The 14,043-nt window shown below is 72.3% G+C and carries 16 protein-coding genes and 1 pseudogene; 8 read left to right on the forward strand and 9 right to left on the reverse strand.

Annotation, left to right across the window (positions count from 1 at the left end; genetic code table 11):
- On the forward strand, positions 1 to 598 hold a 598-nt coding region (locus AB8Z36_RS14845; protein ID WP_369213758.1), incomplete at its 5' end, for a zinc-binding dehydrogenase.
- 24 nt (positions 599 to 622) lie between these two features.
- Here the strand turns inward: AB8Z36_RS14845 and AB8Z36_RS14850 are convergent.
- Entirely contained in the window at positions 623 to 1,078 is a 456-nt protein-coding gene (locus AB8Z36_RS14850; RefSeq protein ID WP_369213759.1) for a winged helix-turn-helix transcriptional regulator, read from the reverse strand.
- A gap of 192 nt (positions 1,079 to 1,270) precedes the next feature.
- Between AB8Z36_RS14850 and AB8Z36_RS14855 the strand changes: the two genes are divergently transcribed.
- Positions 1,271 to 2,092: an NmrA family transcriptional regulator gene (locus AB8Z36_RS14855; protein WP_369213760.1), complete on the forward strand. Its 822-nt coding sequence runs from the start codon at positions 1,271 to 1,273 to the stop codon at positions 2,090 to 2,092.
- A 42-nt stretch (positions 2,093 to 2,134) separates the two neighbouring features.
- On the opposite strand, the gene AB8Z36_RS14860 is transcribed toward AB8Z36_RS14855, so the two are convergent.
- Together AB8Z36_RS14860 and AB8Z36_RS14865 are read right to left on the reverse strand one after the other, a co-directional pair.
- Positions 2,135 to 2,896 (reverse strand): GNAT family N-acetyltransferase, encoded by a 762-nt coding sequence (locus AB8Z36_RS14860; RefSeq protein WP_369213761.1) that lies wholly within the window; start codon positions 2,894 to 2,896, stop codon positions 2,135 to 2,137.
- Between the two features lie 76 nt (positions 2,897 to 2,972).
- Positions 2,973 to 4,217, reverse strand: a complete 1,245-nt coding sequence (locus AB8Z36_RS14865; RefSeq protein WP_369213762.1) for an MFS transporter — start codon at positions 4,215 to 4,217, stop codon at positions 2,973 to 2,975.
- Between the two features lie 187 nt (positions 4,218 to 4,404).
- Between AB8Z36_RS14865 and AB8Z36_RS14870 the strand changes: the two genes are divergently transcribed.
- Entirely contained in the window at positions 4,405 to 4,860 is a 456-nt protein-coding gene (locus AB8Z36_RS14870; protein ID WP_369213763.1) for a winged helix-turn-helix transcriptional regulator, read from the forward strand.
- Between the two features lie 28 nt (positions 4,861 to 4,888).
- Here AB8Z36_RS14870 and AB8Z36_RS14875 read toward each other — a convergent pair whose 3' ends face one another.
- Positions 4,889 to 5,353 (reverse strand): PPOX class F420-dependent oxidoreductase, encoded by a 465-nt coding sequence (locus AB8Z36_RS14875; protein WP_369213764.1) that lies wholly within the window; start codon positions 5,351 to 5,353, stop codon positions 4,889 to 4,891.
- A gap of 245 nt (positions 5,354 to 5,598) precedes the next feature.
- Here AB8Z36_RS14875 and AB8Z36_RS14880 point away from each other — a divergent pair, with 245 nt between their 5' ends.
- Positions 5,599 to 6,225 (forward strand): hypothetical protein, encoded by a 627-nt coding sequence (locus AB8Z36_RS14880; RefSeq protein WP_369213771.1) that lies wholly within the window; start codon positions 5,599 to 5,601, stop codon positions 6,223 to 6,225.
- A gap of 3 nt (positions 6,226 to 6,228) precedes the next feature.
- On the opposite strand, the gene AB8Z36_RS14885 is transcribed toward AB8Z36_RS14880, so the two are convergent.
- Together AB8Z36_RS14885 and AB8Z36_RS14890 are read right to left on the reverse strand one after the other, a co-directional pair.
- Positions 6,229 to 6,492 (reverse strand): GlsB/YeaQ/YmgE family stress response membrane protein, encoded by a 264-nt coding sequence (locus AB8Z36_RS14885; RefSeq protein WP_369213765.1) that lies wholly within the window; start codon positions 6,490 to 6,492, stop codon positions 6,229 to 6,231.
- A 104-nt stretch (positions 6,493 to 6,596) separates the two neighbouring features.
- Positions 6,597 to 7,562, reverse strand: a complete 966-nt coding sequence (locus tag AB8Z36_RS14890; protein WP_369213766.1) for a hypothetical protein — start codon at positions 7,560 to 7,562, stop codon at positions 6,597 to 6,599.
- Between the two features lie 219 nt (positions 7,563 to 7,781).
- On the opposite strand from AB8Z36_RS14890, the gene AB8Z36_RS14895 reads away from it, so the two are divergent.
- The gene (locus AB8Z36_RS14895; RefSeq protein WP_369213767.1) at positions 7,782 to 8,660 is read left to right on the forward strand and encodes a carbon-nitrogen hydrolase family protein; all 879 of its coding nucleotides are present in this window, start codon (positions 7,782 to 7,784) and stop codon (positions 8,658 to 8,660) included.
- Between the two features lie 6 nt (positions 8,661 to 8,666).
- On the opposite strand, the gene AB8Z36_RS14900 is transcribed toward AB8Z36_RS14895, so the two are convergent.
- Positions 8,667 to 10,403 (reverse strand): glycoside hydrolase family 13 protein, encoded by a 1,737-nt coding sequence (locus AB8Z36_RS14900; RefSeq protein ID WP_440581922.1) that lies wholly within the window; start codon positions 10,401 to 10,403, stop codon positions 8,667 to 8,669.
- Between AB8Z36_RS14900 and AB8Z36_RS14905 the strand changes: the two are divergent.
- Both AB8Z36_RS14905 and AB8Z36_RS14910 read left to right on the forward strand, forming a co-directional pair.
- A pseudogene (locus tag AB8Z36_RS14905) lies at positions 10,330 to 10,758 on the forward strand (ComEC/Rec2 family competence protein); the annotation flags it as partial. The gene AB8Z36_RS14900 and the pseudogene AB8Z36_RS14905 sit on opposite strands and share 74 nt — an antisense overlap.
- 390 nt (positions 10,759 to 11,148) lie before the next feature.
- The gene (locus tag AB8Z36_RS14910) at positions 11,149 to 12,042 is read left to right on the forward strand and encodes a YceI family protein (RefSeq protein WP_440581923.1); all 894 of its coding nucleotides are present in this window, start codon (positions 11,149 to 11,151) and stop codon (positions 12,040 to 12,042) included.
- Between the two features lie 46 nt (positions 12,043 to 12,088).
- On the opposite strand, the gene AB8Z36_RS14915 is transcribed toward AB8Z36_RS14910, so the two are convergent.
- Entirely contained in the window at positions 12,089 to 12,334 is a 246-nt protein-coding gene (locus AB8Z36_RS14915; protein ID WP_369213769.1) for a hypothetical protein, read from the reverse strand.
- Between the two features lie 98 nt (positions 12,335 to 12,432).
- Between AB8Z36_RS14915 and holA the strand changes: the two genes are divergently transcribed.
- Positions 12,433 to 13,419, forward strand: a complete 987-nt coding sequence (gene holA / locus AB8Z36_RS14920) for a DNA polymerase III subunit delta (protein WP_369213770.1) — start codon at positions 12,433 to 12,435, stop codon at positions 13,417 to 13,419.
- 227 nt (positions 13,420 to 13,646) lie between these two features.
- Here the strand turns inward: holA and rpsT are convergent, their stop codons facing one another.
- A complete protein-coding gene (gene rpsT, locus AB8Z36_RS14925; RefSeq protein ID WP_055564969.1) occupies positions 13,647 to 13,913 on the reverse strand; it encodes a 30S ribosomal protein S20 in 267 nt (88 codons plus the stop codon).
- Positions 13,914 to 14,043 lie beyond the last annotated feature (130 nt).

The raw sequence follows: 14,043 nt of genomic DNA on the forward strand, positions 1-14,043 counted from the left end.
GCTCGTGAATGGCGCCTCCGGCAGCGTCGGCAGCGCCGCCGTTCAGCTCGCGGTGGCGCGCGGCGCGCGGGTGATCGGCACCGCGGGCCCCGCCAACCACGACTGTCTGCGGACCCTGGGCGCCGAGCCCGTGTCGTACGGGGAGGGGCTGCGGGTGATCGGCACCGCGGGCCCGGGGAAGCGCGGCTCTCTGCGGACCCTGGGCGCCGAGCCCGTGTCGTACGGGGAGGGGCTCGGGGAGCGGGTCCGCGCGCTCGTTTCGGGTGCGCCCGGCGCTTCCGGCGCTGCCACCGGCATCGGTCTGGCGCTCGATGTCGCGGGCAGCGGTGTGCTGCCCGAGCTCATCCGGCTGACGGGCGCCCCGGAACGCGTCGTGACGCTCGCCGACTTCGCCGGGGCGCGGGAGCACGGGGTCCGGTTCAGCCGCGGGGACACCGGCCGCGCGATGTACGCGCTCGACGTGATCGGCGCATTGATCGAGTCCGGGCGCTTCGTGCCGCCGGTCGTGCGGACCTTTCCCCTCACCGGGATCGCGGAGGCGCACCGCCTCGGCGAGGAGGGTCACGTACGCGGCAAGATCGTGCTGGTCGTCGGCTGACGCCGTGACCGGTGCACCCGCCGGTCACTCCCCGGCTGCCGCCGCCGCTGCCGCCGCCGCTTCGTCGTAGGCCGCGCGCGCCGCGGCGATCGCCGGGCGGTGGTCGATGGACCAGTCGGCCAGCGCCTTGACGAGGTGGGTGAGGCTGTGGCCGAGCTCCGTCAGTTCGTACTCGACCTGCGGCGGGATCGTCGGGTACACCGTGCGCTTGACCAGGCCGTCGCGCTCCAGGCGGCGCACGGTGACGGTGAGCATGCGCTGCGATATGCCGCCGGGAATCCTGCGCTGCAACTCCTTGAACCGCAGGACGCCCCAGGCGAGTTCGACCACGACGTACACGGACCACTTGTCGCCAAACCGGTCGAGGACGTCGCGCACCCCGCACTCGTCCTGCGGGGTGTCGCAGCGGATCACCGGCTCGGCGGCGGGCGCCGCCGCACCGGTCGGCGCGGTGGTTACCGCCGTGTGCCCTGCTGACATCAGAGTGCCTCCTTACGCGGCCGCGTGCCGCCGACCATCATGGTCACAGACCGGCCCGAGCGGGTCGGCTCACGCCGGTCGGTTCGCGCCGGTCGGCTCACAGGTCGGCTCGCGCCGGTCGGCTCACGCCGGTCGGGCCCAGTCTCCGACCCACCCATCCGCCCAACGGCCAACCCACGGGGGAAGTTTCCCATGCTCATGATCACCGGTGCCTCCGGCGCCCTCGGCACGCTCATCACCGCCCGCCTCGCCGACCGCCCCGACGTCGTCGTCGGCACCCGCGGGGCCGTACCCGGCGCACGCCGCACCGACTTCGACGACCCCGGCTCCCTCGACTTCACCGGCGTCGACACCCTGCTCATGATCTCGGCGGGGGCCGCCGAGGACGACGTCGTCGTCGCCCGGCACGAGGCCGCCCTCTCCGCCGCGGAGAAGGCGGCCSTCGKSCACGTCGTCTACACCAGCCTGTCCGGCGACGGCGACCACCTCACCTACGCGCTCGCCCACCGCTGGACCGAACGCAGGCTGCGCTCCTCCGCACTGCGGTGGACGGTCCTGCGCAACGGCCTGTACGCCGAGTTCCTCGCCGCCATCGCCGCGCCGGGCCCCGACGGGGTCATAGCGGCACCGCTGGGCACGGGGAGCCTGGCCGCCGTGGCGCGCGAGGACCTGGCCGAGGTGGCGGTACGCGTGGCCGTTGACCCCGGGGAGCACGTGGGCCGCACCTACGAACTCGTGGGTGAACATGCCGTTGGCGGGGCCGAGTTGGCTGCGGTGGCCGGAGCCTCGTACGAACCGGGCGCGCTCGCTGCTACCCGCGAGGCGATCAGCGCCGCCGGGCAGGTGCGGCCGTTCCAGGTGCCGATGCTCCTGAGCACGTACGCGGCGATCGCCGGGGGATTCCTCGACGGTACGTCCATCGCCGACCGCGGTTCCCTGCGGGCGCTCCTCGGCCGGGCCCCGCGGCCCGCACTCGACGCGTACGTCGCGGCGGTGCGGGGCCTGGGGGCATAAGCCGCCGCTCACGGCAGGCCACCGCTCACGGCAGGGCCGCTGTCACGGCGTGCGGAAGCCCTGGAAGGTCACGTTCCGGCGGGTCCCGAAGCCGATCCGTTCGTACAGGGCGACGGCGCCCGTGTTCGCCTCCGCCACGTGCAGGAACGGCCGTTCGCCCCGGGACACGATCAGCTCGACCAGCGCCCGCACGAGGCGCGCGGCGTGGCCCTGCCCGCGCGCCTCGGGGGCCGTGCACACGGCGCTGATCTCCGTGAAGCCCGGGGGCCGCAGACGCTCGCCCGCCATCGCGACCAGGCGTCCCCGCGCCCGCACCCCGAGGTAGGTGCCGAGTTCGCATGTGCGCGGGCCGAACGGGCCCGGCTGGGCCACCTTGACGAGGTCCAGCATCTCGGGCACGTCGTCCGGACCCAACTCGACCACCGCGAAGTCCGCGGCTGTCGGCCCGACCGTCGCCGACCCGGCGACCGCCGTGCCGGATATCGCGGTGCCCGCGGCCCGGAGCGGGTCACCTGCGGTGCGTCCGTCGGGCCAGAGCATCTGGTGGCCCTCCAGCTTGAACACCGGCTCCCAGCCGGGCGGCGGGAGCGCCGGGTTGCTGAACATGTCGGCGAAGCCGCCGGACCCGAGCAGCTCCGCCAGATCCGACCAGTCCTGGGCACCCGGCTCGGCCGGAAGCGCGCAGAAGGTCGAGACCCCCGGCAGATACGTGGCCGCCCGGCCGACACACCGCCCCAGCTGCGCGTGCGGCCCGCGCAGCGACTCGGCCACGGGGTTGTCGAGGACTGCGATATCACTGTTCACCCGGCTGATCCTGCCATCCCGGTCATGCGCCGCTCACTCCGGGCGGCGTGCACCGAAGCCTCGGGCGGGACGCCTGTCACCCTCGCCTGAACGGGCGCGAGGTGCACGCCCACAGCGCGAGGCCGAGGCAGCTCAGCGCCGCGCCCAGCGCGCAGACGGCACCCCAACCGGCCACCGCGTAGAGGGAGGTCGCGGCGAGGGCGCCGGTGGCGCTGCCGACCGCGTAGAAGACCATGTATCCGCCGATCAGACGGCTGCCCGCCGCCGGGTGCAGCGCGTAGATCAGGGTCTGGTTGGTGACGTGGACCGCCTGCACGGCGAGGTCGAGGAGGACCACGCCGACGACCAGGGCCCAGAGCGAGCCGCGGGTGAAGGCCAGCGGCAGCCAGGAGAGCGCGAGCAGTGCCAGCGCGGCGCCGGTGGTGAGCCGCGAGAGCCCGCGGTCGTTGAGGCGGCCCGCCACGCCCGCGGCGAGGGCTCCGGCGGCACCGATCAGGCCGAGCGCCCCGATCGCGCTGTGGGACAGGGAGTACGGGGCCTCGCTGAGCGGCAGCGCGACGCTGCTCCACAGCGTGCTGAACGCGGCGAAGACCAGCAGCCCGAACAGGGCCCGCAGCCTGAGCAGCCGTTCCCGCGCGAACAGGGTGACCGTGGAGCGCAGCAGCTGTCCGTAGGGCAGGGGCGTCGGCGCGGCCTCGTCGCTCCGGCGCGGCAGTACGCGGTGCAGGACGAGGGCGAGCAGAGCGGTGAGCGACGCCGACGCGAGGTAGACGGAGCGCCAGCCCGCGAGATCGGCGAGGAGGCCGGACGCGGTGCGGGCGAGCAGGATGCCGATGACCACGCCGCTGGTGACCGTGCCGACGACGCGTCCGCGTCCGGTGGGCGGGGCGAGCGACGCCGCGAAGGCCACCAGGGTCTGGGTGACGACCGCGAGCAGCCCTGTCGCGGCCATGCCGGCGAGCAGGGCCGCGGCGGTGCGGGCGGTGGCGACCAAGACCAACGCGCCGACGAGGAGCAGCAGTTGAACGACGATGAGCCGTCTGCGGTCGGCCACGTCACCCAGCGGCACGAGGAAGAAGAGACCGAGGCCGTAGCCGACGTGGGTGAGGGTGACGACGCTTCCGACCAGCGCCGGGCTCATGGCGAGGTCGTGCCCCATGGTCACCAGGAGCGGCTGGGAGAAGTACACGTTGGCCACCGCCGCCCCGCAGGCGACGGCGAACAGGGCGACGACACCCCGGGAGAGCCCGGAGCCGGGACCCGCCCCCCGGCTCGCCGCATCCTGCCGTTCCGAGGCCTCGCTGTCGCAGGACATCGGCATCTCTCCCCCTGGTCGGACCCGCCTGGTGGCAACTTGCTACCACTCTGCGAACGAGGCGACGGTAGACGCTTTGGTAGCATCTTGCAACCAGCAAGCCAGCAAGCCAGCAAGCCAGCAAGCCAGCAAGCCAGCAAGCCAGCAAGCCAGCAAGCCAGCAAGCCAGCTCGGACCGGATGACGGGGTAGCCATGGTGACCAGGACACGCTTCGACGACAGCGAGTGCCCCGTGGCCAGATCGGTGGACGCGATCGGCGACTGGTGGTCCCTGCTGATCGTGCGCGACGCCTTCGACGGGAGCCGCCGCTTCGGGGAGTTCCAGCGCGGCCTCGGCGTGGCGAAGAACATCCTCACCGCGCGCCTGCGCACCCTGGTCGCGGGGGGCATCCTCGCGTCCGTCCCCGCCTCGGACGGCAGTGCCTACCGCGAGTACGTACTGACGCCGAAGGGGGAGGCGCTCTTCCCCGTCATCGTGGCACTGCGGCAGTGGGGCGAAGGGAACTTCTTCGCCCCGGACGAGCCGCGCTCACGGCTGGTCGACCGCCGCCAGGGCCAGGGCCTGCGCCCGCTCGAAGTACTGGCCGCCGACGGACGGCCACTGGCCCCCGGCGACACGGTCGTCCACAAGGTGGACGGGGACGGCTAGCGTGCGGCCCGGAGGTCCCTCGCGTCCCTCACTCGGCCAGGTGCGCCGGGAAACCGCCGGTCGCGACCGGTCCCCAGCTGCGGGGTGTGACGCGGATCAGGGACTTGCCCTGCTTGCGCATCGCCTCGCGGTACTCGTCCCAGTCCGGGTGTTCGCCCGAGATGTTCCGGAAGTACTCGACGAGCGGCTCCACCGAGTCCGGGCTGTCGAGGACCTCGGCTTCGCCGTCGATCTGGACCCAGGGACCGTTCCAGTCGTCGGACAGGACGACGACGGCGACCCGGGGGTCGCGGCGTGCGTTACGGGTCTTGGCGCGCTCCGGGTACGTCGACATGACAAGGCGCCCGGCGTCGTCGACGCCGCAGGTCAGCGGTGATGCCTGAGGGCTGCCGTCGGCGCGGCGGGTGAGGAGCAGGGCGCGGTGGCGGGGGCGTACGAAGTCCAGGAGGCCTTCGAGGCCGACGCGGGTGTTGGTGGCGATCGAACGGGGCATGGTGGCTGTCTGCTCTCAGTTCGTTGGGGCGCGGCCGCCGGGTCGCGGTCGTTGTGTTGCGGCCGTCGGGTCTCGGCAGTGTCTCTCGGGACGTCGTGTCCCGGCATCCGTCCGGGGGTCGTCCTGTCCCGGGCGTCATGGAAACAGCCGGGCCGGATGCGTGCCGCGGATGCGGGTCTCGTGCCCGCCTTGGAAATACCGGGCGTCCGGACCGGCCGGGGAGCGACACTTGGGACGTGCTGATCATGGATGCCGTGCTGGAGACCCACGAGGCCGTCGACTTCGCTCTGTGGCCTGTCGCCGACCTGCCCGCGGACCGGCTGCTCGCACTGTCCGGCCGTCTGTCGCCGCCGGAACTGGGCACCGCCATGGCGGTTCTGGCCTGCTACAACAACGACCTCCACAAGCGGGAGGCCGCCGAGCCCGGCGCCGACGCCGAAGCCGTCGTGGAACAGGTCCGTGGCCTGGTGTCCGCCGAGTGCGTCATGGCGCCCGGCGGGCTGCGGGTCCGGGACACCGCCACCGGAGTCACCGTGCCTCCCGGCTGCTGCTTCGGTCTGGAGAACTGGCGGGACTGGCTCGACCTGCTCGACGGCGCGGAGCCGTGGCTCGGCCACGACCCCACGCCGCGCGTCGAGCATGTCGGGGCGACCGTCCGGCTCTGGCCCGACGAGGACCGGCCGGACGCGTTCCCCATCGATCTGCCGCTGGCGCGGCTGCCCGTGCTCATGCGGTCCGTGCAGGACCAGCTCGCCGATTTCCTGGCATCGGTCGAGGAGTGGGCCACCCGCTACGCCCCGCCCCTCGCGGCCACCGTGGTCGCGAAGCTCGACGGGGACCTGGCCATCGGAGCCCCCCTGCGCAAGGAGTGAGGCTCAGCGGCGGCCCTTGAGGCGCTCGACACCGGCGACGCCGACGGCGGCGAGGCCGATCTGGATGGCGAGTTCGATCCAGTCGATGCCCTTGGTGTCGGCCACATCGAGGGCTCCGGCGATGGCCGTACCGATGAGGGCGGCGACGATGCCGACCAGAATGGTCCACAGGACGCCGATGCGCTGACGGCCCGGCAGGACGAGACGCCCCAGGATCCCGATGACGATACCGATCACGACCGCGGTGATGATCCCTGAGATCTCCATGCTGGCTGCCTCTTTCTACGACTCGTCCGAACTCATCTACAACTATGTAGAGGAACGGGTTCCCCGTCCTCGCCGGGGCAAGCCATGTCGGCGGGCGTCGAAACTCAGCGGACGTCGAAAGCGATCGGAGACGCGAAGCCGCCCGAGCGCTCGGACGCCCCCTCGGCCTTTCCGTTGACCCGGGCACTGAGCACCAGCAGGCGGACCTTGCGGTCGAGGCCCTCCCGTCCTGAGAACCTGAACGTGAACTTCCGCGTGGATTCCGCGGGCAGCGCTCCCAGAGGCATGGTCAGCGTCTCGGCGATCGCGGAGCCGTCGTCGGGCGCGGTGACGTCCCGCCAGCGCTTGCCGTCGTAGTACTGGGTGCGCAGGGAAGTCGTCACATGAGGCGAGAAGTCGGGGCATTTTTCCGGGTCCTGCGGGTCGTCCGCCGCCGCCGGGCAGGCGGTGTACTCCGCCTGTATCTGTGCCTTCGGAAACGCGCTGCCCGAATGGTTGACCGCGGTGTAGACCACTTCCGTCCAGCGGTCGTCGCGCAGGGGTGCGGGAGCGGTCGGGGAAACGCGTTCGAGAGAGAGCGCAGTCAGGGGCGCGGTCAGGTGCTTCCGCGCCAGTGTGCGCGTGCCGTCCCTGAAGGCGACATCCACCGGCACACCCTGGCCTTCGAGCTTGGGGCGGATGCTCGGGGTGATGCGCAGGAAGGACAGGGAGGTGCCCCGTGGCAGATCCATACGGAAGGTGCCGGTGAAGCCCCGCTTGTCCGTGGCCAGGGCGACCGGCTTGAAGCCGGCGCCGCTGTCCTGCTCCAGCTTCGGCCGGGCGTCACCGGAGTAACGCCCCCCGAGGCGCACGTCGACGGTGACGTCGGGCCGAGGGCGGCCCTCATTGGTGAAGTCGAGCGATATCCCGAGCCGGGTGGCCCGGTGGTCCCGCACGGTGCCCATGCGGACCTGCACCGGCGATGTGCCGGGCGACGAGCTGGGCTCGGCATCGGATGTGTCCCCGCCGCCCGCGCACGCGGGCACGACGGTGAGCGCGACAAGAACGCCCGCGAGACGTAGGTAGCGCAACTGGCCCCTCCCCATGAGATCGGTCGCGGAATTCTAGGTCCTCCATAGCCCGGGACCACCGGCGGCCGGGCGCGCCACCCATGGGAGATCCACAGGATCTTCCTGTGGGCCGCACAGGAGAAGGGGATCTTGTGCCGGTATTGGGCGTGATGGTTGGCTCGTTCGTGCTCCCGGATGCCACGGGACGGTCGCCCCAACGCTCGGAAGGTTGTCCCCGCGATGACGATTCCCCTGCCGGTCGCTCTCGTCCAGGCGGCCGCGTGGCACCACGCCGCCGACGGGCTTGACGCCTTCGCCGCGGACGTGCGCCGCGTCGTCGGGGCGCATCCCGGGGTGCGGCTGCTGGCCTATCCGGAGCTGCATCTCTGTGGGCACCGGGCGGGAGAGGACCCGGAGGCGGTCATGGCCTCCGCGGCCCAGCCGCTGGACGGGCCGCGCGGCAGGCGTCTCGCGGAGCTCGCCCGGGAAGCGGGCGTCTGGCTCGTGCCGGGCACGGTCTACGAGCGGGGCGCGGACGGCCGGATCTACAACACGGCCCCCGTGTACTCGCCCACCGGTGAGCGCGTCGCCGAGTACCGGAAGGTCTTCGTGTGGCGGCCGCACGAGACCACGGCGTCCGGTGACGGCTTCGTGGTCTTCGACCTGGGCGACCACGGGCGGGTGGGCCTGACCATCTGCTACGACGCCTGGTTCCCCGAGGTCACCCGCCATCTGGCCTGGCGGGGCGCCGACCTCGTACTGAACCTGGTGCGCACCCCCACCGTGGACCGCGCCCAGGAAGTCGTGCTCGCGCGGGCCAACGCGATCGTCAACCAGGTGTTCATGGCCAGCCTCAACGCGGCGGCGCCGGACGGCGTCGGGCGCAGCCTCTTCGTGGACCCGGAGGGGCAGGTGCGCGCCGAGGCCGGGCCGGGGCGGGAAGAGGTCCTGACGGACGTGCTCGACCTGGCCGAGGCCCGGCGGGTACGGGCGGCGGGGACGGCGGGCCTGGCCCGGGTGTGGGACCCGTTCGCGGACGGCCAGGCACCGCTCGAACTCCCCCTGTACGAGGGCAGGATCGACCCGGCAAGGTGGCGTCGCGGGGCCACCCGCCCGTGAACCGGGTCAGCCGGTGGACGCCGTCGCGGCCCCGGCCCGCAGCCAGACCGTCGTCCACGGCGGCAGTCCGTCGCCGGTCAGTGGGCCCGAGGCGAGCAGCACCTCACCCTCCGGCAGCGCGACGGTCGCGTCGGACAGATTGCTGACGGTGTGCCAGCCGCCGGTACGGGCGAAGTGCAGCAGACCCCGGCGCGTCCGCTCCCGTGGTCCCACCCACTCCAGCGTCTCGTCCGCGACCAGCGCCCGGCGCAGCCGCAGCGCCGCGCGGTACAGCTCCAGGAACGACCCGCGGTCACCGCTCTGGGCCTGGACCGAGTAGCGGCCCCAGTCCGCGGGCTGCGGCAGCCACGAGCCGCCGGGGCCGAAGCCGTGGCTCGCGCCCGTACGGGTCCACGGCAGCGGCACCCGGCACCCGTCGCGCCCCTTGACGCGTCCCCCGCTCCGTACCCACATCGGGTCCCGCAGGTCGGCCCGGTCCAGGTCGGCGACCTCGGGCAGGCCCAACTCCTCGCCCTGGTAGACGTACGCGGACCCGGGCAGCGCCAGCATCAGCAGTGCGGCGGCGCGCGCCTTGCGCATGCCCGAGGGGAGGTCGGGGGCCGGTTCCCGGCCGTCGGCGAGCAGCCAGGCCTCGATGTCGTGCTTGGTGGAGCAGCCGGGCAGGGCGTAGCGGGAGACGTGCCGCACCACGTCGTGGTTGGACAGGACCCAGGTGCTGGTCGCCCCCGCCGCACGCGCGTCGGCGAGCGCGCCGTCGATGACGGTGTGCATCTCAGCCGCGTCGAGCCGCGCGTAGAGGAAGTCGAAGTTGAACGCCTGGCCGAGGCCGTCCGCCGAGGCGTAGGCCGTCCGCCGTGAGGAGCGCACCCAGGCCTCGGCGACGGCGAAGCGCGGCGGGTCGTAGGTGTTGAAGACCTGCCGCCAGCCGCGGTAGATCTCGTGCACCGCGTCGCGGTCCCAGAGTGGGTGGGTGCCGTCGTCCGGCAGTGCGCCGGGCTGGTAGCTCTGCTCGTCACCGAGGTCGCGCAGCGGTGCGCGCAGGTCCTTGGCGAGGCCGTGGGCGACGTCCACCCGGAACCCCGCGACACCCCGGTCCGACCAGAACCGCAGGGTGTCGTGGAAGTCCTCGCGCACCTCGGGGTTGTCCCAGTTGAAGTCGGGCTGCTGCGGAGCGTAGAGGTGCAGGTACCACTGGCCGTCGGGGACGCGGGTCCAGGCGGGGCCGCCGAAACTGGAGGGCCAGTCGGTGGGCGGCAGTTCACCGTCCACGCCCCGGCCCGCACGGAAGACATAGCGCTCGCGGGCGGCCGAGCCGGGGGCTGCCGCCAGCGCCTCCTTGAACCAGACGTGCTGGTCGGAGGAGTGGTTGGGCACGATGTCGACCATGATCCGCAGACCGAGGGCACGGGCCGCGCGGACCAGCTCGTCGAAGTCGTCGAGGGTGCCGAGCCGGGGGTCGACGTCGCGGTGGTCGGCCACGTCGTAGCCGCCGTCGGCGAGTTCGGAGGGGTAGAACGGGCTCAGCCAGAGGGCGTCCACGCCGAGCGCGGCGAGGTGCGGCAGCCGGGAGGTGATGCCGGGGAGGTCACCGATGCCGTCGCCGTCGGAGTCGGCGAAGCTGCGCGGGTAGATCTGGTAGAAGACGGCCTGCCGCCACCAGTCCGCGTCGGCCGTGGCGGGGGAGCGGCGGCGGGCGGGGGACTTGGAGTGGCGGGTGCTGTGGCCGCGCGCCGATTCCCGGATACGGCCCGAGGGGCCGAACGACGCCAGCGTCGCCCTGCTCGTGCGGACCGCCGGGGTGAGCCTGCTGCTGCTCGGAGACCTCGAACCACCCGCTCAGCGAGCCCTGTTGCGCAGCCCGGAAGGCGCGGTGCTCCCGCCCGTGGACGTCCTGAAGGTCGCCCATCACGGCTCGGCCCAGCAGGATCCGGAGCTGCTGCGCAGGGCGTCACCCCGGCTGGCCCTGGTCAGCTGCGGAGCTGACAACACATATGGCCATCCGGCACCCGTCACGATGGCGGCGCTGCGGGCAGGCGGAGCGGAGGTGCTGCGCACGGACGAGCGGGGGGCGATCGCGGTGGTGGCTTCGGGTCGGCGCTCGGCACCACGGCTCGCCGTCGCGACGAGACCGTCCTGAGCCCAAAGAGACCGAGCAGACCGAGCAGCCCAAAGAGACCGAGCAGACCGAGGAGGCCGAGGAGCCGGAAGAGGCCGAAGAGCCCAAAGGGCCGGAGGAGACCAAGGAGACCAAGGAGACCAAGGAGACCGAAGAGCCGAAAGAGCCGGGAGAGCCGGAACAGGCCGAAGGACCGGAGGAGCCCGGGGACCGGGTGCTCAAAGTGGGCCACTAGCCGCGCTCCACCGCATCGTCGGCATTGGGTGCGATGTGGGTCCGTGTTGCGTCGAATGCCGCAACGGTGATCGAATGCCTTTTCGTCGCAGTTTGCAGTTTTCAGGTGTGTCAAGGGAAAGCGGGGGTGTGTCGCAGGTGTTCGGCCGCTGGCTGGGGAACCGGCTCGGGAACCGTACGAATCGGATGGGACGGACGGGGGCCTTGTCGGCGTTCGCGGTTCCGCCGAGCGCGGGGGTGCTGAGCTGCCGGGTGCTCGACCCCGTGAACGAGCCCGTGCGGAACGCGGAGTTCGTGGTCAGCGATGCCGCGGGCCGCAAGGTGGTGGGCGGTGGCACGGACCCGTTCGGCTCGTTCGTCACGACCGTGCCGGCGGGGGAGTACCGCCTCGCGGTCTCGGCGGAGGGGTACACCCCGTACCGGGCGAGCGCCACGGTCGGGGAGGACGCGCACGCCTCGCTCGGTGACGTCACCTTGCAGGTCGCGCAGCCGCCCGCGCTTCCCGAGCCCGGGGACTGGGAGGTCGATCCGCTGCACTCCTCGGTCGGGTTCTCCGCGCGGCACATCGGGCTGGCCCGTATCCATGGGCGGTTCAACAGCTTCGCGGGTGCGATCCGGATGGGTGAGCGCATGGAGGACTCCGCGATGCATGTCGTCATCGACGCGGCGTCCATCGACACGGCCGTCAAGATGCGCGACGACCATCTGCGCTCCGGGGACTTCCTGGACGTGGCGCGCTTTCCGACGATGGAGTTCTACAGCGACCGCTTCGCGCACAAGGGCGGCAGCCGCTGGGCGATATCCGGCGGTCTGACGCTGCACGGTGTGACGCGGACGGTGACGCTGGACGCCGAGTATCTCGGGGTCGGGCAGGGGCTGGAGGGGGAGACCCGCGTGGCCTGCCGGGCCAGTACGGAGTTGCACCGCGACGACTTCACGATCACCTGGCAGACGATGCTCGCGCGCGGCATCGCGGCGGTCGGGCACAGCATCACGGTCGACCTCGACATCCAGGTCGTGCCCAAGAGCTGACGTGAGAGCTGACCCGCCCGACGGCCGGGCGGGTGGGCTCATGCGGTCAGGGGGCCTCCAGCCAGCCTTCGTGCTCGGCGGCCAGTTCGTCGAGGGCCGTGCGGTCGAGGCGGGACGCGGGGTCCTCCACCACGACCAGCCACTGGGCGTCCTCGGCGTCGTCCTCACCGGCCAGGGCGTCCCGTACGAGCTGCGGCTCCTCGGTGACGCCGAAACGGTCGGGAAGCTCTTCGGCCACCTCCTCCGCGGCATCGCGGTCGGGCAGCACCAGGACATGTCGTACGTCGCTCACGTGCCCATTCTGCGATACGGGCCGCGCGGCGGGAGACGGTGTCCCCGGCCGGGCCGCCGGAGGGGGAGTGTCAGTGCCGCGTGGGATGCTGTACCGCGATGGCCAGGAAGACAGCTAACGACGATCCGCTCGCTCCCCTCACGCTCGCCGTGGGGCAGGAGGACCTGCTCCTCGACCGTGCCGTGCAGCAGGTGGTCGCGGCCGCCCGTGCCGCCGACGCGGACACGGACGTGCGTGACCTCACCCCCGACCAGTTGCAGCCCGGCACGCTCGCCGAGCTCACCAGCCCCTCGCTCTTCGCCGAGCGGAAGGTGGTGGTCGTGCGGAGCGCGCAGGATCTGTCGGCCGACACGGTCAAGGACGTGAAGGCGTATCTGGGGTCTCCCGTCGAGGAGATCACCCTCGTGCTGCTGCACGCGGGCGGCGCCAAGGGCAAGGCCCTGCTCGACGCGGCCCGCAAGGCGGGGGCCCGGGAGGTCGCCTGCCCGAAGATGACCAAGCCCGCGGACCGGCTGTCGTTCGTGCGCTCGGAGTTCCGGACGACGGGGCGTTCGGCGACGCCGGAGGCGTGCCAGGCCCTGGTCGACGCGATCGGCAGCGATCTGCGTGAGCTGGCCTCCGCGGTCTCGCAGCTGGTCGCGGACGTCGAGGGCACGATCGACGAGGCGGTGGTCGGGCGGTACTACACCGGCCGGGCGGAGGCGTCGAGCTTCACGGTCGCGGACCGGGCCGTGGAGGGGCGGGCGGCGGAGGCGCTTGAGGCGCTGCGCTGGTCACTGTCGACCGGGGTCGCCCCCGTCATGATCACGAGTGCGCTCGCGCAGGGTGTGCGGGCCATCGGCAAGCTCTCCTCGGCCCGGGGCGGACGCCCCGCCGACCTGGCCAGGGAGCTGGGCATGCCGCCGTGGAAGATCGACCGCGTGCGCCAGCAGATGCGCGGCTGGACCCCGGACGGCGTGGCCGCCGCGCTCACCGCGATCGCCGCGGCCGACGCGGGCGTCAAGGGCGGCGGCGACGACCCGGAGTACGCGCTGGAGAAGGCCGTCGTCACCATCGCCCGCGCCGCCAGATCCGGTCGTTCCTGATCCCCGAACGCCGAAAACCCCGCCTCGTCGATCTGGGGAAGGCCGACGGGCGGGGTTTTCGTTCACGCTGTGTGGCTCCGTACCCGCGTGGCGAACGCAGTCGTGTACGGAACCGGGTGCCGGACGGGAGCGGGAGAGAGGGCCCGCTGCGTCCCGTATCGGCGTCGGATCAAGTGAGTCCGCTGTCAGTCGCCCGGAGAGGACGGCCCGCGGTGCTCGCAGAGGCTTCAGCCCTTGAGGGACGCGGCCTTCGTCGCAAGCGCCGACTTCTTGTTGGCGGCCTGGTTCTTGTGGATGACGCCCTTGGAGACGGCCTTGTCGAGCTGGCGCGTGGCCTCACGCGTGAGCTCGGCGGCCTTCTGGGTGTCACCGGCGGCAACGGCCTCGCGGGCCTTGCGGATCGCGGTCTTCAGGGAAGACTTGACCGCCTTGTTGCGCTGACGCGCCTTCTCGTTGGTCTTGATCCGCTTGATCTGGGACTTGATGTTCGCCACGAAAGAGCCTTTTCAGGTTCAGGTCCTGCAGAGGTACTGCAGATGAGTTTGATGACACGCGCCTCGATGCTTGAGAGGGCTACGAGACACAGCTGTCCACGGTACCAGTCGCCCTCCGACCGCCCCAAAC

This window comes from Streptomyces flavofungini (assembly GCF_041028215.1).
In the GTDB taxonomy this organism is placed as follows: domain Bacteria; phylum Actinomycetota; class Actinomycetes; order Streptomycetales; family Streptomycetaceae; genus Streptomyces; species Streptomyces flavofungini_B.